General features: G+C 68.0%; 15 protein-coding genes. 6 read left to right on the top strand and 9 right to left on the bottom strand.

Features of this window, described 5'->3' with window-relative positions:
• Nucleotides 1–58 precede the first annotated feature (58 nt).
• Nucleotides 59–682 (top strand): FMN-binding negative transcriptional regulator, encoded by a 624-nt coding sequence (locus tag E5S69_RS01070; protein WP_171513174.1) that lies wholly within the window; start codon nt 59–61, stop codon nt 680–682.
• A 90-nt stretch (nt 683–772) separates the two neighbouring features.
• On the opposite strand, the gene E5S69_RS01065 is transcribed toward E5S69_RS01070, so the two are convergent.
• Together E5S69_RS01065 and E5S69_RS01060 are read right to left on the bottom strand one after the other, a co-directional pair.
• Complete coding sequence (locus E5S69_RS01065; RefSeq protein WP_171513173.1) at nt 773–2269, bottom strand: M81 family metallopeptidase; 1497 nt, start codon at nt 2267–2269, stop codon at nt 773–775.
• 29 nt (nt 2270–2298) lie between these two features.
• A complete protein-coding gene (locus E5S69_RS01060) occupies nt 2299–3618 on the bottom strand; it encodes an MFS transporter (RefSeq protein ID WP_171513172.1) in 1320 nt (439 codons plus the stop codon).
• A 171-nt stretch (nt 3619–3789) separates the two neighbouring features.
• Between E5S69_RS01060 and E5S69_RS01055 the strand changes: the two genes are divergently transcribed.
• Nucleotides 3790–4722 carry a LysR family transcriptional regulator gene (locus E5S69_RS01055; RefSeq protein ID WP_171513171.1) on the top strand — a complete coding sequence of 311 codons (933 nt, stop codon included), beginning with the start codon at nt 3790–3792 and terminating at the stop codon, nt 4720–4722.
• Between the two features lie 34 nt (nt 4723–4756).
• On the opposite strand, the gene E5S69_RS01050 is transcribed toward E5S69_RS01055, so the two are convergent.
• From E5S69_RS01050 to E5S69_RS01035, 4 genes are all read right to left on the bottom strand, one after another.
• The gene (locus E5S69_RS01050) at nt 4757–5755 is read right to left on the bottom strand and encodes a Bug family tripartite tricarboxylate transporter substrate binding protein (RefSeq protein WP_171513170.1); all 999 of its coding nucleotides are present in this window, start codon (nt 5753–5755) and stop codon (nt 4757–4759) included.
• 88 nt (nt 5756–5843) lie between these two features.
• Nucleotides 5844–6902 carry a 3-keto-5-aminohexanoate cleavage protein gene (locus tag E5S69_RS01045; protein ID WP_171513169.1) on the bottom strand — a complete coding sequence of 353 codons (1059 nt, stop codon included), beginning with the start codon at nt 6900–6902 and terminating at the stop codon, nt 5844–5846.
• Nucleotides 6903–6955: 53 nt separating this feature from the next.
• Nucleotides 6956–7798 carry a TauD/TfdA dioxygenase family protein gene (locus E5S69_RS01040; RefSeq protein ID WP_171513168.1) on the bottom strand — a complete coding sequence of 281 codons (843 nt, stop codon included), beginning with the start codon at nt 7796–7798 and terminating at the stop codon, nt 6956–6958.
• A 12-nt stretch (nt 7799–7810) separates the two neighbouring features.
• Nucleotides 7811–8791, bottom strand: coding sequence for a quinone oxidoreductase family protein (locus tag E5S69_RS01035; protein ID WP_171513167.1), 981 nt, complete (start codon nt 8789–8791; stop codon nt 7811–7813).
• A gap of 161 nt (nt 8792–8952) precedes the next feature.
• Here E5S69_RS01035 and E5S69_RS01030 point away from each other — a divergent pair, with 161 nt between their 5' ends.
• A complete protein-coding gene (locus E5S69_RS01030; RefSeq protein ID WP_171513166.1) occupies nt 8953–9951 on the top strand; it encodes an AraC family transcriptional regulator in 999 nt (332 codons plus the stop codon).
• Nucleotides 9952–9961: 10 nt separating this feature from the next.
• On the opposite strand, the gene E5S69_RS01025 is transcribed toward E5S69_RS01030, so the two are convergent.
• Nucleotides 9962–10393, bottom strand: a complete 432-nt coding sequence (locus tag E5S69_RS01025) for a PaaI family thioesterase (protein ID WP_171513165.1) — start codon at nt 10391–10393, stop codon at nt 9962–9964.
• A gap of 225 nt (nt 10394–10618) precedes the next feature.
• Here E5S69_RS01025 and E5S69_RS01020 point away from each other — a divergent pair, with 225 nt between their 5' ends.
• Both E5S69_RS01020 and E5S69_RS01015 read left to right on the top strand, forming a co-directional pair.
• Nucleotides 10619–12025 carry a selenium-binding protein SBP56-related protein gene (locus E5S69_RS01020; RefSeq protein WP_171513164.1) on the top strand — a complete coding sequence of 469 codons (1407 nt, stop codon included), beginning with the start codon at nt 10619–10621 and terminating at the stop codon, nt 12023–12025.
• Nucleotides 12026–12102: 77 nt separating this feature from the next.
• A complete protein-coding gene (locus E5S69_RS01015) occupies nt 12103–12687 on the top strand; it encodes a hypothetical protein (RefSeq protein WP_423766613.1) in 585 nt (194 codons plus the stop codon).
• Nucleotides 12688–12696: 9 nt separating this feature from the next.
• On the opposite strand, the gene uraD is transcribed toward E5S69_RS01015, so the two are convergent.
• Entirely contained in the window at nt 12697–13215 is a 519-nt protein-coding gene (uraD, locus tag E5S69_RS01010) for a 2-oxo-4-hydroxy-4-carboxy-5-ureidoimidazoline decarboxylase (protein ID WP_171513162.1), read from the bottom strand.
• 122 nt (nt 13216–13337) lie between these two features.
• The gene (locus tag E5S69_RS01005; protein WP_171513161.1) at nt 13338–14282 is read right to left on the bottom strand and encodes a LysR family transcriptional regulator; all 945 of its coding nucleotides are present in this window, start codon (nt 14280–14282) and stop codon (nt 13338–13340) included.
• Nucleotides 14283–14673: 391 nt separating this feature from the next.
• On the opposite strand from E5S69_RS01005, the gene E5S69_RS01000 reads away from it, so the two are divergent.
• A complete protein-coding gene (locus E5S69_RS01000) occupies nt 14674–16023 on the top strand; it encodes an MFS transporter (protein WP_171513160.1) in 1350 nt (449 codons plus the stop codon).

The following is a 16023-nucleotide window of genomic DNA, read 5'->3' as shown; positions in this document are numbered from 1 at the left end:
CGATTATGCCAGTTGTGGGCGACAGTATCGAGCATCAGAACGCGCCCAACACCCCGCGATGTACATACCCGAACATTTCGCCGAGCCATGCCCCGAAGCGCTCGCCCGCATCATCCACGCGCACCCGCTGGGCATGCTGGTCACGCACGGCCAGAACGGCCTCGATGCCGACCATATCCCGTTCGAATTCGATCCCGGTGCGGGCGCCGGCGGCGTGCTTACCGCTCATGTGGCGCGGGCCAACCCGGTCTGGCAGCGGTGCCCGACGGGCACGCCCGTGATGGTCGTGTTTCGCGGCGCCGAGGCCTATATCTCGCCGAACTGGTACCCCAGCAAGCATGAGGCGCACCGCCAGGTGCCGACCTGGAACTACGAAGTGGTGCACGCGCACGGCATCCTCACCGTGCGCGACGACGACCGCTTCGTGCGCGGTCTGGTCGCGCGCCTGACACGACGGCACGAGGCCACCGAACCGCGGCCGTGGAAGATGGGCGACGCCCCGCCCGAATACCTGGACGCCATGCTGCGCAGCATCGTCGGCCTCGAGATCGCGGTCACGTCGCTGGTGGGCAAGCGCAAGCTCAGCCAGAACAAGGACGCGCGCGACCGCCTTGCCGCGGCCGACACGCTGGACACGCGCGGCCACCACGACCTGGCGCAGTCGATGCGCAACGCGGTCTGAGCGGGTGTCACGATGCCGAGCCTGGGGGCGTTCCTGGCACTGGCCCGGCGCGAGGCATAAAGGGCCCCGCTTCCTCCTGCCGGCCCGCTGTCAGCCCCCGAAGGGCGGGCCCATCGGCTTGAGCCGGATGCCCGGGGCGAGCCGGGTCCAGGGCAGGTCGGCCGGATCGGCCGTCATCGGGCCCGGCGCCTTGGCCACCAATACGGCCTGCGCGATGCCTTCGAAATCGGCGCGGAAGTGGACCGAGCTCTTGTTGACCAGGATCTTCATCGCCTCGGGCTCGACCCCGCCTACGCGGAACAGGTTTCGGTCGAGCATCTGGGCCTTGCCGGCACTGACGACCACCTGCACATCGTCGATGCGCAACAGCGCGACAGGCCCGATATCGGCCAGCATGCCGTGCATCATCGGCCCGCCGTAGCGGCACACGCCGTCGGACAGCTTCAGCACCTCGAAGCGGCCCCGCAGCGGCGCATCGCCGGGCACCCCGGATACCCCGCCGAGCGCGACCTCGATCACCGCGCCCACGCCGGCACGGAGCGCCTCGGCCGCCACGGCCGGGTCCCAGATCAGGCCGATGGCCGCCTGCCGCGCGCCGTGGCGCAGCAGCGCGCGCAGCATGCCCATGGTGTTCGAATCGCCGCCGGCCCCGGGGTTGTCCTGGGTGTCGGCGATGACCACCGGGCGCGTGGCCCCATCGGCCAGCCGCATGGCTTCGAGCACGGCTTCGTCAGGCGAGAGGAACGGCACCTCCCAGGCAGGCTCGTCGGCCAGCATCCGCTCGTACAGCGCCTGCACCGCCGCTTCGGCCGAATCGGCGTCTTCGCCATAACCCCAGATCACCGGACCGCATTCCGGAAAATCGGCGGCCGGAAAGCCCGGCGCGAACGACAGCGACACCACGGTGCCGCGCTCGCGCTGCTGCAACAGCGCATACATGGCGCGCGCCGGCTCCAGCATCGTGCACATGCCATTGATCGGGATCAGGAACGGCAGCCGGCGCACCGCGCGATGCAGCGGCCCCGTCTCCTGCAGCAGGCGCTGCAGCAATGCCGCGGCGCGTGCGCCGGTCTCGGCCATGTCCACGTGCGGATAGGTGCGGTAGGCCACCAGCGCATCGGCCGCCTGCAGCATGGCCTGCGTGACGTTGGCGTGCAGGTCGAGCGAAGCCACCACCGGCACGCCGGGCCCTACCGCCGCGCGGATGCGCGCGAGCAGCGTGCCCTCGCCGTCGTCGGTATGCTCGGCCACCATGGCGCCGTGCAGGTCGAGATAGACCGCGTCGAAGCCGCCCGCGCGCGCCGCGCCGACGATCTCTCCGGCGATGCGCTCGTACGCGTCCTCGGTCACGTGCGCGGACGGGCTGGCGCCGGCCCAGATCACCGGCAGCAGCGTCCAGCCGTGCCGCGCCGCGGCGGCCATGAAGCCGCCGGCCGGGATGTTGACGTCGCGCAGCGCGCGCATGGCATCGCCGCGCACCATCGCCGGAAAGCCTTCGCCGCGCTCGAAGCTGGCGTAGGTCGCCTTTGACGGGGCGAAGGTATTGGTCTCGTGCTGGAAGCCGGCGACCAGGATCCGTGTTGCCAAGGTTTTCTCCGTGAAATGAAGGTCCGGCCTCAGGCCGGCGCCACCGCGCCCTCGGGCGACGGCATCCGGTTGGCCACCAGCACCGCCGCGCCGGCCACCAGCAGCGCCACCATCACCAGCAGTCCGGCCTGCATGCTGCCGGTGGCGGTGCGCACGGTGCCGATGATGGTCGGGCTGAGGAAGCCGCCGACCAGGCCGATGGTGTTGATCAGCGCGATGCCGCCGGCCGCGGCATCGCCCTTCAGGTATTGCGACGGAATCGCCCAGAACACGGTATAGGCGGCCCACATCATCGCCGTGGCGATGGTCATGCACAGCAGCGACACCGGCAGGTTGCCACTGGACAGCGTGGCGCCGGCCAGCGCCACCGCGCCGACAAAGGCCGGCACTGCGCTATGCCAGCGGCGCTCGCCGCGGCGATCCGAGCTGCGGCCGATCACGATCATGGCAAGCGCCGCCGCGATATAAGGAATCATCGAATACAGCCCGATCTGCATGGTGTCGGTGACGCCGTCCGCCTTCAGAATGGACGGCAGCCAGAAGCTCACCGCGTAGATGCCGCAGATCATGGTGAAGTAGGCAAAGGCCAGCAGGTAGACGCGCGGATCGCGCGCCACCTCGCCGAACGACTGATGCCCGCCCGGCGGCGCCTGCAACTCGGCGGCGAGCATGCGCTTTTCCGCGTCGCTGAGCCAGCGTGCCTCGGCCGGCCGGTCGGCCAGCACGCGCAGCGCCAGCACGCCGAGCAGCACGCAGGGCAGCCCTTCGACCAGGAACATCCATTGCCATCCGGCCAGGCCGTGCGCGCCTGACAGGCCCGTCATCAGCCAGGTGGACAGCGGCGAGCCGAAGATGCCGCCGATGGGGCCGGCCAGCATCACCACCGCCATCACCCGGGCCATGCGCCGCTGCCCGTACCAGTAGGTCAGGTAAAAGATCATGCCGGGGGCGAAGCCCGCCTCGAACACGCCCAGCAGGAAGCGCAGCACGTAGAAGGTGGTCTCGTCGCGCACGAACATCATGCCTGCCGAGGTCAGCCCCCACAGCACCAGGATGCGGCTGATGGTCTTGCGCGCGCCAATCCGGGGCAGCAACAGGTTGCTCGGGATCTCGAACAGCACGTAGCCGAAGAAGAAGATGCCCGCGCCCAGTCCGTACACCGCATCGGAAAAGCCCAGCTCGCTCTGCATCTGCAGCTTGGCAAAGCCGATGTTGACGCGATCCAGGTAGGCAAAGGTGTAGCACAGCAGCAGGAACGGCAACAGGCGCCAGTTCAGCTTGCGGTACAGCGCCTGCTGCGCGGCGCTGCCGCTTTCCGTCGGGGTGCGTGGGGGCAGGATTGCGGACATGTCGATCTCTCTCCGGTGGTCGGCTCTGGTGGACGCGATGTCTGTCGGTGGCAGGCGTTGATCGTCTGGCATCTGAAAAAACAGAGCAAGAGCAACTTAAGTCGGCTATCGTTGCCCAGCCGGCAACACTACGACGCCCGGCTCCTTCCACGCCGAACATTGAGATCCGACATGCGGGAACTGAACCAGCGCAGGCTGCGCTATTTCCACGAGGTACTGACCCACGGCTCGATCCGCGGCGCTGCCGACAGCATCAACACTTCGCCGTCGGTGATCACGCGCCAGATCCGCCTGCTGGAAGAAGAAGTCGGCGCGCCACTGTTCGACCGCCATGCGCGCGGCGTGCAGCCGACCGAAGCCGCGCTGCACCTGCTGGAGTACTGGCGCGGCTGCCGCGCCCAGCAGGAACTGTTCGAGGACCGCCTGCAGGCCTTGCGCGGGCTGCAGCACGGCCAGGTGCGCATCGCCACCAGCGAGGGCTATGTCGACGGCCTGATGGATGAAGTGCTGACGGACTTCTGCGCACGCTATCCGCGGCTCGACGTGACCGTCGACATCCTGCCGGTGAACAACGTGCTGCAAGAGGTGGCGGAAAGCCGCGCCCACATCGGCCTGGCCTACAACCCGCCCAGCCATGCCGACATCGCCTGGGTGGCCACGTCATCGCAGCCGGTGGTGCTGCTGGTGCATGCCGGGCATGCGCTGGCACGCCGCGGCGGCAAGGTCGACGTGCACGAGCTGGCGGACTACCCGCTGGCGATGATGCCGCCGGCGTTCGGACTGGGCCAGGTGGTGCAGATGCTGGCCTACGCCGAGAACATCCAGATCCGCCCGACGCTGACCACCAACTCGCTGGCGGTGCTGCGCCACTTCGTCAAGCGCCATGACGGCATCACGCTGATCGGGGGCTTTGCCGCCTACCGCGAACTGCAATCCGGCGAACTGGTGACGCTGCCGATCGCCCATCCGCTGTTCGAAGCCGCCAAGGCGCGCCTCCTGGTGAAAGCCGGACGGCCGCTGGGCGTGGCGGCCAATACGCTGCTGGACGGCATCCTGCGCGACATGTCGATGTTCGCGGGCACGCGCCGACGCAGGAAACGATAGGTCCCATGCCGGTCGCGGCCGGGCCCGCTGGCGGCTACTCCGGCACGAAGTGGATCGAGCGCAGCAGTTCCGCCTGCCGTTCGTAGGCCGCGCGCGCTTCCCGGGACAGCGCCTCGCTGCTGAGCGGCTGCCCGTTGTCCATGCCCATGTCTTCCACGTGCTTGCGGTAACCGGGCTGCTGCACGATGGCCAGCGTGGCGTTGCGGATCTTTTCCTGCACCGCCGCGGGCACGTCCGGCGGCAGCCACACGCCCATCCAGCCGGGCTCCGTCATCGCCGGGAAGCCGACCTCGGCGAAGGTCGGCACATCCGGCAGCGCGGGGATGCGCTTCGGGTAGGCCACGGCATAGGCCTTTAACTTGCCGGCCTTGATCAGCGGCAGCGAGGTGGCCAGGCCGTCGAACATCAGCGGCACATGGCCGCCCATCACATCCTGCAACCCCGGCGGCGATCCCTTGTAGCCGACATGGCTCATGTTCACGCCCGCCAGCCGATTGAACTGGACCCCGAGCGTTTGCCCGCGCATGCCGGCGGCATACGAGGCATAGTCGATCTGCCCCGGCTTGCTCTTGATGTAGGCCAGCAGTTCGCTGAAGTTCTTCGCCGGCAGCCTGGGGTTGCCCACCAGTACCAGGCCGGTGCGCGCCACCTGGGCAATGGGCTTCAGGTCCTTGAACGGATCGAACGAGACCTTCAGCGCCAGCGGCGTCTCGGAGACGATGCCGCCCTGGATCAGCAGCAGCGTATGCCCGTCGTGCGGCGCCGACAGCAGCGTGCTGACCGCGATCGCGCCGGCGCCGCCGGGCTTCTGCTCGACAATCACCGGCTTGCCCAGCGACTGCGTCAGCCCCTCGGCCAGCAGGCGCCCGAGGATGTCGGCGGTGCCGCCGGCCGGGCCGCCGACCACGATCCTGACCACCTTGGTCGGCCACGCCTGGGCCTGGGCGACCGCCGGGAACGCGGCCGGCAGCACCAGGCCGAGCATGCATGACAACAACGCCTTGCGGCGCGACGACGATTGTGCTTGCTTCATGGTTGTCTCCGAATATGCGAGGGTCAGGGGCAACCAGCCGGCGCCCCTGCCCTTCTGCGGGCCGCTTGCCAGTAGCAGCCGGCGCGGATCAAGCGGCCTTGCGCAGGAAGCCCTGATTGCCGCCGTTGCGGTTCGGCGCGAAGCCGTTGGCGGCCAGCGTCTCCTCGACCGTGTCGTAGAACACACCGAGCTTCTGGATCTCGCGCGCTTCCTGTGCCGTTGCCACCTTGCGGCCGAATTCGCCCGCGATGCGCACCAGCTGCTCGATCTGCTTCACCGTGCTCATCTTGGCCGTGCGCGACTGGTTCCAGAGGCAGTCCTCGGTCCCGCAGCGCACATGCAGCCCCAGCGCGATGCCCATCATGTTCACGGGCAGCACGTTGCGCACGGAGCTTTCGACGGTCAGCACGGCGCCGTCCGGCACGGCCCGGACGATGTTGGCAAGGTTGAACACGCTTGGCGCATCCATGCCGCCGCTGATCGCGACCCAGTTCATCACCAGCGGGCCCTTGTAGATGCCGCGCCGGATCAGCCGCTCGACGGATTCGAAGCTGTTGACGTTGTAGCACTGGAATGCGCTCTGGATACCGGCCGCGGAAAGACGGCGGATGTGCTCTTCGACCCAGCCGGGCTGGGCGGGAACCGTCATTTCCTTGTACGCGTTGAAGATCGCGGGATTCTCGCGCGAGGTGCCCTTGAAGTCCGCCAGTTCGGCATGTTCGGTCACGTTCATCTGCGAGGTGTTCACCGTCACGGTGACCTGGTCGGGCACGGGATCGAGTTCGGCCAGCATGTGGCGCGTGTCGTCGGACAGCCACTTGGCGGCTTCGCCCTCGTTCTCCGGGGCGAAGCTGATCGACCCGCCCACCTGGATGATCATCTCCGGCACGGCCTTGCGCACCCCGGCGATCAGTTCGTTGAACTTGGACAGGCGCTTCGAGCCTTTGCCGTCGAGCTCGCGCACGTGCAGGTGCAGCACCGTCGCGCCCGCGTTGTAGCAGTCAACGGCTTTCTGGACCTGGTCTGCCATCGTCACCGGGATGTCCTCCGGAAAATCGGAAGGCAGCCAGCCCGGCGCATACGGTGCCGCGGTGATGATCAGCGGCTGCTGGTTTTCGGGGAACAGGGATCCATCGAGGTAATTCACGGCATGTCTCCATTGGTCATGGCGCCGGCCAGGCCGGGCGGCGCTGGCGCGGCTCAGAACGGCTTGTCGCCGATGATGGCGGCGCGCTCCATCTTGCGCGGCGCCGGCCAGTAGTCCTGCACCGCGTAGTGCTGGGTGCAGCGGTTGTCCCAGATGGCCACGCTGTTGGGCTGCCAGCGGAAACGCACCTGGTATTCGGGAATCGCCGCCTGGCTGATCAGGTAGTTCAGCAGATGGCTCGCGCCCGGGGTCTTGTCCTGCCCGTAGCGCACGTTCTCGGGCGTGTGGAAATTGACAAAGTGGGTGGAGAAGCCACAGACATAGAGCACCTTCTCGCCGGTCTCCGGATGCGTGCGCACCACCGGGTGCTCGACCGCGGGGTACTGCGCGGCAAGCTTGGCGCGGTTCTCCGGGCTCATCGCGGCGCCGAAGGAATGCTCGATGCCGTGCTTGGCGCGCAGGCCGGCGATGCGCTGCCTGATTTCCTCGGGCAGGTTCTCGTAGGCCGCGGCCATGTTGACCCAGATGGTGTCGCCGCCGACCGCCGGCGACTCGATGCAACGCAGCACGCAGCCCATCGGCGGGCATTCGCGCCAGCTGCCGTCGGTGTGGTAGCTGTTCTCGTAGTTCTCGCGCTTGTCGCTGCGATAGATCTGGACCAGCCCGGGATGGTCGGGATCGCTGCCGGCCACCGGATGGTCTTCCAGTTCACCGAAGCGCCGCGCGAACGCCACGTGGTCCGCGCGCGAGATGTCCTGGCCGCGCAGGAACAGCACCTTGTGCGCAAGCAGCAGGGACTTGATCTCGGCAAACAGCGTCGCATCGCGCGCGGCGTCGGCCAGGCTGACGCCGCTCACTTCGGCGCCGATGGTGCAGGTAAGTTGTTGGACTCGCATGGGCACGCTCCTTTACAGCGCAAAGATCGAAGACCCGGTGGTCTGGCGCGACTCCAGGTCGCGGTGGGCCTGGGCCGCATCGTGCAGCGCATAGCGCTGGTGGATCTCGATGCGGATCCGGCCAGCGGCCACATGGCCGAAGACTTCCGCGGCCAGTTCCGCCTTCTCGGCGGGATCAGCGATGTAGTCGGCCAGCGCCGGGCGGGTCAGGTAGAGCGAGCCCTTTCTGGCCAGCAATTGCGGATCGAACGGCGGGATCGTGCCCGAGGCCGTGCCGACGCAGACCATCAGCCCGCGCCGCTTCAGCGAATCCAGCGAGCCCTGGAAGGTGTTCCTGCCGACGCTGTCGAACACCACCGAGACGCCGGCGCCGTCGGTCAGCTCGCGCACCCGGCTGGCCACGTCCTCGCGGCTGTAGTCGATGATGTGAGCGCAGCCATGGGCTCGCGCCAGCTCGGCCTTGGCCGCGGTGGACACCGTGCCGATCACGGTCAGGCCGAGCAGCTTCGCCCACTGCGAGACGATCAGCCCCACGCCGCCGGCAGCCGCGTGCAGCAGGATGGTCTCGCCGCCGCTGAAGGGGTAGATGCGGCGCATCAGGTAGGCCGCGGTCAGCCCGCGCATGGTCATCGCGGCGGCGGTCTCGAAGCCGATCGCGTCCGGCAGGCGGATCAGCGGCGCGGCGGGCACCAGCCGCTCGGTGCTGTACGCGCCCAGCGTGTTGGTAAAGCCGGTATAGGTGACGCGGTCGCCTTCCGCGATATGGCTCACGCCGGCCCCGACCGCCTGCACCACGCCGGCGGCCTCCACGCCCATGCCGCTGGGCAGCGGCACCGGATACGTGCCGTTGCGGAAGTAAGTGTCGGCATAGTTCAGCCCGACCGCGACGTGGCGGATCCGTACCTCGCCCGGACCCGGATTGCCGACTTCGGCGTCCTCGTAGCGGAGGACCTCGGGTCCTCCGGTCTCGTACATGCGAATGGCTTTTGCCAAGGCTGTCTCCTGATTGTGGTGTCCTGCCCGCGCCGCTATCATTGGCGCGGCGCAAGACCATTGTCAGACAGCCGGCGCGCAGCGCCCTTGACCGATCGCGCCACGATTTGCCATTTGACGACGGACATCACCAACGCCCCTACCCACTCCCGCAGCAGCCTATGACCGTCCTCGTTCGCAGCGCATCGCTGACCAAATACCTGGCAATTGCCCGGGGCGCGGGGCTGGACCCGGTGCGGATGGTTGCCCAGGCCGGCCTTGACCAGGCCTGCCTGTACACGCCCGACCTGCGCATCCCCGAAGCGCGCCTGGCGGAAGTGCTGGAAGCGTCGGCGCGGATAACGGGCTGCCATTCGCTTGGGCTGATGGTGGGGGAATCGTGGCGGCTGTCAGACTTCGGCCCGGTCAGCCTGCTGTTGCAGCACCAGCCTACGCTGCGCGACGCGCTGGCCGAGATCGAGCGCTACCGCCACTGGCTCAGCGATTCCATCGCGATCCTGGTCACCGAGTATCCCGGCATCACGGTGCTGCACGTGACCTTGCAGACCGGCCGGCACCAGCCCGGCAGGCAGGCCATGGAACTGACCGTGGCCGCCTTGCAGAGCCTGATCCGCGCCATCCTGGGCGAGTCGTGGATGCCGCACAGCGTGCATTTCGCGCATGCGGCGCCGGCCGACCTGCGCATCCACCGGCGCCTGTTCGGGCAACGCCTCGCATTCGGTTCGGACTTCGACGGGCTGGTGCTCGCCAGCGGCGACCTGGACCGCGTCAACCCGCTGGCCGATGCCAGCCTGGCCGGCTACGCCCGCAGCTTTCTCGACCTGCAGCCGGGGGCCGGCAAGCCTTCCATCGCCGCGGAGGTGCGGCGCACCCTCAACCAGCTGCTGCCGCGCGGACGCGGCGCGGTGGAACAGGTCGCGCAAAGCCTCGGCACCAGCCCGCGCACCCTGCAGCGCCAGCTTGAGCAGGATGGCGTGACCTTCTCCGCGCTGGTCAATGAAGTGCGGCGCGAGCTTGCGCAGCGCCATCTGCGGGATCCGCGGCGGCCGCTGGCGCAGGTGGCGACGCTGCTGGGGTTTTCGGAACCGAGCGCCTTCTCGCGCTGGTTCGCGGCGCAGTTCGGCAAGTCGCCGACGCGCTGGCGCCAGGACGGCGCCTGAGACGGCGCGCCTACTTCAGGTACTTCATCGTGGCAACGCCGGTTGCCACCAGCAGCTCGCCATCCAGCCACACCTCGGCGCGCGAAAAGAAGATCGAGCGCCCGCGGCGGTCGACCTTGCCCTTCGCCGTCAGCCGCTTGCCGGTCCCGTTGCTGAGGAAGTTCGAGGTCAGCGAGAGCGTGACCGCGTGGCGCGGCGTCTCGCCTGGCGCGGCGTAGAGGCCGGCATAGCCGGTGGCGGCATCGAGCAGCGTGCAGATCGTGCCGCCATGCACGACGCGGCTGCGGTTGAGCATGCTGGGCGCCAGCGGCAGCTCCAGCTCCACGTAGTCGTCGCGCCAGTGGGTGATGCTGACGCCAATGCTTTCCAGTGCCGGATTGTCGAGGCTGTATGCCGCCTCTGCGTGTTCAGCTTTTGCCGCGTCCATCGATTGGATTTCCATTTCACTCGCCAGGCCTCATTTCTGCGGGATCCACGGGTTTCGGGCAATCTGTATTTCGCAAACCACACCTTCCGCCTGCATGAATCCGGCCGGCACGGCGGCACGCGCGGCTTTGACTCGGAAATCAGAACGACCTAGTCTAGGTAGGCTTACCGCACAGTCGGCCAGGCGCCAAGTGACGTACCGGCGATGTCGCGAGGTCCGCCAGGACCAGGAGGGCTCACCATGAACATGCGGCCAGACTCGACGTTTCACGCCTCGCCGGAGCTTGCGAGCCGCGCGCCAGCGGAATCCTTCGCCTATACGGTGCTGCTCAGCCCCGGCGGCGCGCAGCCCGACGCGCTCGCGGTGATCGACGTCAAACCCGGATCGCCGACCTACAGCCAGGTGGTGCACACGGTGCCGATGACCCACCACGGCGACGAACTCCATCACTTCGGCTGGAACGCCTGTTCGTCGGCGCTGTCGCCGCTGACGGGCCATGCGTTCCTGGAGCGGCGCTACCTGATCATTCCAGGGATGCGCTCGTCGCGGCTGTATATCGTCGACACCAAACCGCACCCGACCCAGGCTCGCATCCACAAGATCGTCGAGCCGGACGAGATCTTCCGCAAGACCGGCTATTCGCGGCCCCATACCGTGCACTGCGGCCCGGAAGGCATCTATGTCAGCACGCTGGGCGGCAGCGGGCCGGATGGGACGGACGGCGCGCCCGGCATCTTCATCATGGACTGCGAGACCTTCGAGGTGCTGGGCCGCTGGGAGATCGACCGCGGCGAGCAGCAGAAGCACTACGACTTCTGGTGGAACCTGCCGCGCGACTACATGGTGTCCAGCGAATGGGCCCTGCCGCCGCAATTCGAGAACGGCCTGGTGCCCGAGGACCTGCTTGGCAACCGCTACGGGCACAAGCTGCATTTCTGGGACCTGCGCGCGCGGCGCAACGTGCAGACCATCGACCTTGGGGCGAATCACCAGATGGCGCTGGAAGTCCGGCCCGCGCATGATCCGGTGCGCGAGTACGGCTTCGTTGGCGTGGTGGTCGACACCACCAACCTGGAAGGCTCGATCTGGACGTGGTGGCGCGAAGACGGCAAGTTCCACGCCGAGAAGACGGCAACGATCCCGGCGGAACCCGCCGAGGCGAGCCAGCTGCCGCCGCTGCTGCAAGGCTTCGGCGCGGTGCCGCCGCTGGTGACCGATATCGATCTGTCGCTGGACGACAGGTTCCTCTATGTGTCCTGCTGGGGCACGGGCGAGATGCGCCAGTACGACGTTACCGAGCCACGCAAGCCCCGGCTCGCCGGCTCGGTCCATCTCGGCGGCATAGTCCGCCGCACCCCCCACCCCAACGGCAAGCCCTTCGCCGGCGGTCCGCAGATGGTCGAGATCAGCCGCGACGGCCAGCGCGTGTACTGGACCAATTCGCTGTATTCCACCTGGGACCAGCAGTTCTACCCCGGCGGCGTTCCCGGCGCGCAGGTCATGGCGCAGGCCGGGCCGGACGGCGGCCTGACGCTGGCCGACGATTACTGGGTCGAGTTTCCGGAAGGCTATCGCGCGCACCAGATCCGGCTGGAAGGCGGCGACTGCTCGACCGATTCGTTTTGCTATCCGTCGGTCAAGGCTTGACCGGCCACGGCTGGGAACAGATCGGCCTGTGGTCGGCGGTGCTGGCCAGCGGCCTCTATCACGGCATCAACCCGGCGATGGGATGGCCGCTGGCGGTCTCGAACGGGCTGCTGGCGCACAGCCGCCGCGCCCTGGTGGCCGCACTGGGGTATCTGGCCGCCGGGCACGCGCTCGCGGTGCTAGCGGTGACGCTGCCGTTCGGCATGCTGGCAGCGCTGGTCGCCTGGCAGGCGCAGATACGCATCGGCGCGAGCGTTTTGCTGGTCGGCTGCGGCATCGCGCTGCTGCTCATGCGCGGCCATCCGCGGGCACTGGCGCGCATCGCGCCATCGCGGCTGGCGCTGTGGTCGTTCGCGGTGGCGATCGCGCATGGCGCCGGGCTGATGCTGGTGCCGATCTATCTGGGGCTGTGCCGCGCCGATCGCGAGCCGGGGCACCAGGCGGCCGCCACGCTCGCCAGCGCCAACCTGGGCATGGCGCTGGTGGTTGCCCTCCTCCATACGCTGGCCATGTTTGCCGTGGGCGGCACCATGGCGTGGCTGGTCTACCGCTACCTGGGGCTGCGCTTCGTCTCGCGCAGCTGGTTTAACCTGGACGCGGTCTGGGCCCTCAGCCTGATCCTGGTGGGCCTGCTCGCGCTGGGCCTGGAAGCCTTTGGCTAGCGGTTGCGCTCAGCTGGCCACGCGCGCCGCGAGCCGGCCACGGGTGATGGCCGCGATCTGCGCCAGCGCCTCGTCGAGTTCCTGCTGCGTGCTGCGGCCGATGCGGCGTTCGAATGCGGCAAAGATGCCTTCGCGCGTGTAATGGCGCACGCAGATGATGAAGGGAAAGCCGTGGCGCGCCTGGTAATCGGCATTGAGCTGGTCCAGCGCGGCCTCCTGCTGCACCGACAGCGCATCCAGTCCGGCGCTCTTCTGCTCGGCGTTCGAATCGGCCGTCATGGTCCCCGCGCGGATATTGCGCGCCGACAGCTGCGGGTGCAGGTTTAGGAAGGCGCGCTGGCGCGGCTCGTCCAGCTTGCGCACCACGTCCATCATGGCGCCGTGCAGCGCCGCCGTCGAGGCGAAGGGCCGCCGCGCCCAAGCGCCTGCCGCGGCCTGCGGAAAGTGTTCGAACACGCTGCCGAAGGCGTCGGCAAAGGCCGCTTCGTCCAGCGCATTGACCGACGCCAGGTCGAGTGGTTGAGACATGGAGGCTGCTCCCGTAGGGATCCCGCGCATCGGGATGATTGAATACGGGCCGAGTATAGGAACGCCCCGCCGCAGCGGCGAGAGCCCGCGCCCTATAGATCGCATAACAGAAACCGATACCGCTAACGGCGCATATCGCGCAGCTCGCGCAGCTCCTGCGAGGCCGCCGTCAGCATGCCGCGCAGCCAGACATGCGCGGCCGAGCGGTGGCGCGACGGATGCCATAGCTGGTAGAAGCGCATGAAGGGGAACTCGATCGGCGGCTCGAGCACTGCCAGCGGCACATGCTGCGCATGGTAGTTGGCGAAGTGGCGCGCGGTGGTCAGGATCAGGTCGGTCCCCGGGATCAGGCTGGGGGCGAGATTGAAGTAAGGACAGCTGACGCGGTTGTCACGGTGCACGCGCATGGTGCTCAGGCCCGCGTCGACCAGGCCGCGCTGGTCGCGCGAATACGGGGTCGGCACGATATGCGACGCGCCCAGATAGGCCTGCGCGGTGAACTTGCCGGGCTGCGCATGCACGCTGTCCTGCGACACCACGCACACCACCTCGTCTTCCAGCAGCACCGACAGGTGCAGGTGCTCGGGCGGGTTGGGCCAGTTGCCGATCACGATATCGACCGCGCCCGCCGACAAGGCCTGCTCATAGTCGAAGGTTGCCCCAAGCGGCAGCGCCGACAGCCGCGCATGCGGCGCCGCGCGCCGCACCGCCCGCACCACATGGGCAAAGAACGGCGGCGCCAGGTAGTCCGGCATCGCCACCACGAAGCTCTGCTCGGTGGTGGCGGGGTCGAAGCGGTCGTCCGAGACCAGCAGGTTGTCGAGCGCGCTGAGCGCGGCCTGGGCATTGCGGGCCAGCTGCAGCGCGCGCTCGGTCGGCACCATCACGTTTTTCTCGCGCGTCAGCAGCGGGTCATTGAAGATCGCGCGCAGGCGCTTGAGCGCGGCGCTGATGGCCGGCTGCGACTGGTTCAGGCGGATCGCGGTGCGCGACACGCTCTGCTCGGCGATCAGGATGCACAGCACGCGCAGCAGGTAGGTATCGAACGGGTCGTCGGCGCGAATCATGTTGGGTCCATGGAAGGAATCGGGAAAGGCCAGGCGCGTGCGGTTGCCACCGCTCCCGGCGGCGCCGGTGCGCCGGCCAATGGCGACTTTGTAGCGTGTCGGGCACCGCACGGCAACCGGTGCAACCCGGACAAGCGCGGCCGGCCAGCCCGCGCGGGTGATCCCGAACGGCCTGCTCAGGGTAATCCATAGGTCGGTGCAAGGCCGCCGCCGATCGCCGCAAACCCGCGCCAGGCAAGGCATTGCAGCCCATATCGACGCTGCTATGGGGCCTATACCAGCCCCCTCGTTTCGCATCGGCGGGCCATTCATATACTTGCTCCCAACCCGGCGAGCCGCATGCACCGCCGCAAAGGCTGGACCTGGCAGAACACACAAGACAGGAGACATCATGTCGATCACGAAACAAGGCGTCCCGGTATTCACGGGCACCGCCGACGACGCCGAGGACAGCGTCTACCGCAAGGTAACCTGGCGCCTGCTGCCCTTCCTCGGGGTGCTATGGGTGCTGGCCTGGCTGGATCGCGTCAACATCGGCTTCGCCAAGCTGCAGATGCTGGATTCGCTGGGCTTCAGCGAAGCCGTGTACGGGCTGGGGGCGGGCATTTTCTTCCTGGGCTACTTCTTCTTCGAAGTGCCGTCGAACATGCTGCTGCAGAAGATCGGCGCCAAGAAGACGATCATGCGCATCACCATCTGCTGGGGCGTGATCTGCATGCTGCAGACCTTCGTCACCACGCCCACGCAGTTCTACATCCTGCGCTTCCTGCTGGGCGCGTTCGAAGCGGGCTTCTACCCCGGCGTGATCCTGTACCTGACCTACTGGTACCCGTCGCAGCGCCGCGCGCGCGCCTTCGGCACCTTCATGTCGGCGTCGGCCATCGCCGGCGTGCTGGGCGGCCCGCTGGCCGGCTGGATCATGACCAGCATGGGCGGGCTCAACGGCATGCACGGCTGGCAGTGGCTGTTTATCCTGGAGGGCATCCCGTCGGTGCTGGCCGGCATCTTTGCCTGGTTCTACATGACCGACAAGCCCGAGCAGGCGCGCTGGCTGTCCGACGCCGAGAAGCGCGTGGTGCACGACGCGCTCAAGCGCGACCACGCCGCACAGGGCGAGCGCGGCCATGACTGGCGCACCCTCTTCACCAATCCCAAGGTGTGGCTGCTGATCGCGATCTTCTTCTGCCTGCTGTGCGCCAACTCGACGCTGACCTTCTGGATCCCGACCATCATCAAGGACGTGGGCTTCACCACGCCGATGGCGGTGGGCTGGATCGCGGCGGTGGCCTACCTGTGCGGCGCCGCCGGCATGATCGTCAACGGCGCGCATTCGGACCGCCGCAATGAAGTGCGCTGGCATTTCAGCGGCGCGGCGCTGGTCGGCGGCGGCGCCATGGCCGTGCTGGCCGTGCTGCTGGGCGCGCAGGTGCTGTCGCCGGTGATCGCGCTGCTGGCGATGACCGCCGCGCTGGTCGGCACCATGAGCGCAATCCCGGTGTTCTGGCAGCTGCCCAATCGCTACCTGGCGGGCAGCGCGGCCGCGGTGGGCGTGGCACTGATCAACTCGGTCGCCAACCTGGCCGGCTTCGGTGCGCCTTACGTGATGGGGCTGATCAAGAACACCACCGGCAAGCTCACCTCCGGGCTGTATCTGGTGGCGGTGATCGAAGTACTGGCCGCGGTGCTGGTGCTGGTGGGCATCCGCCAGCTGCGCGGCAAGCCTGCCCGTCAGGGAGCCTGA

Source organism: Cupriavidus necator (assembly GCF_013141915.1).
Classification (GTDB): Bacteria; Pseudomonadota; Gammaproteobacteria; order Burkholderiales; family Burkholderiaceae; genus Cupriavidus; species Cupriavidus necator_B.
This window is presented reverse-complemented; position numbering and strand designations above follow the sequence as displayed.

Coding starts and splice junctions, on each gene's coding strand:
- E5S69_RS01070 (WP_171513174.1), top strand. CDS start 59: ATGTACATACCCGAACATTTCGCCGAGCCATGCCCCGAAGCGCTCGCC.
- E5S69_RS01060 (WP_171513172.1), bottom strand. CDS start 3,618: ATGTCCGCAATCCTGCCCCCACGCACCCCGACGGAAAGCGGCAGCGCC.
- E5S69_RS01055 (WP_171513171.1), top strand. CDS start 3,790: ATGCGGGAACTGAACCAGCGCAGGCTGCGCTATTTCCACGAGGTACTG.
- E5S69_RS01050 (WP_171513170.1), bottom strand. CDS start 5,755: ATGAAGCAAGCACAATCGTCGTCGCGCCGCAAGGCGTTGTTGTCATGC.
- E5S69_RS01040 (WP_171513168.1), bottom strand. CDS start 7,798: ATGCGAGTCCAACAACTTACCTGCACCATCGGCGCCGAAGTGAGCGGC.
- E5S69_RS01030 (WP_171513166.1), top strand. CDS start 8,953: ATGACCGTCCTCGTTCGCAGCGCATCGCTGACCAAATACCTGGCAATT.
- E5S69_RS01025 (WP_171513165.1), bottom strand. CDS start 10,393: ATGGAAATCCAATCGATGGACGCGGCAAAAGCTGAACACGCAGAGGCG.
- E5S69_RS01020 (WP_171513164.1), top strand. CDS start 10,619: ATGAACATGCGGCCAGACTCGACGTTTCACGCCTCGCCGGAGCTTGCG.
- E5S69_RS01015 (WP_423766613.1), top strand. CDS start 12,103: ATGGGATGGCCGCTGGCGGTCTCGAACGGGCTGCTGGCGCACAGCCGC.
- uraD (WP_171513162.1), bottom strand. CDS start 13,215: ATGTCTCAACCACTCGACCTGGCGTCGGTCAATGCGCTGGACGAAGCG.
- E5S69_RS01005 (WP_171513161.1), bottom strand. CDS start 14,282: ATGATTCGCGCCGACGACCCGTTCGATACCTACCTGCTGCGCGTGCTG.
- E5S69_RS01000 (WP_171513160.1), top strand. CDS start 14,674: ATGTCGATCACGAAACAAGGCGTCCCGGTATTCACGGGCACCGCCGAC.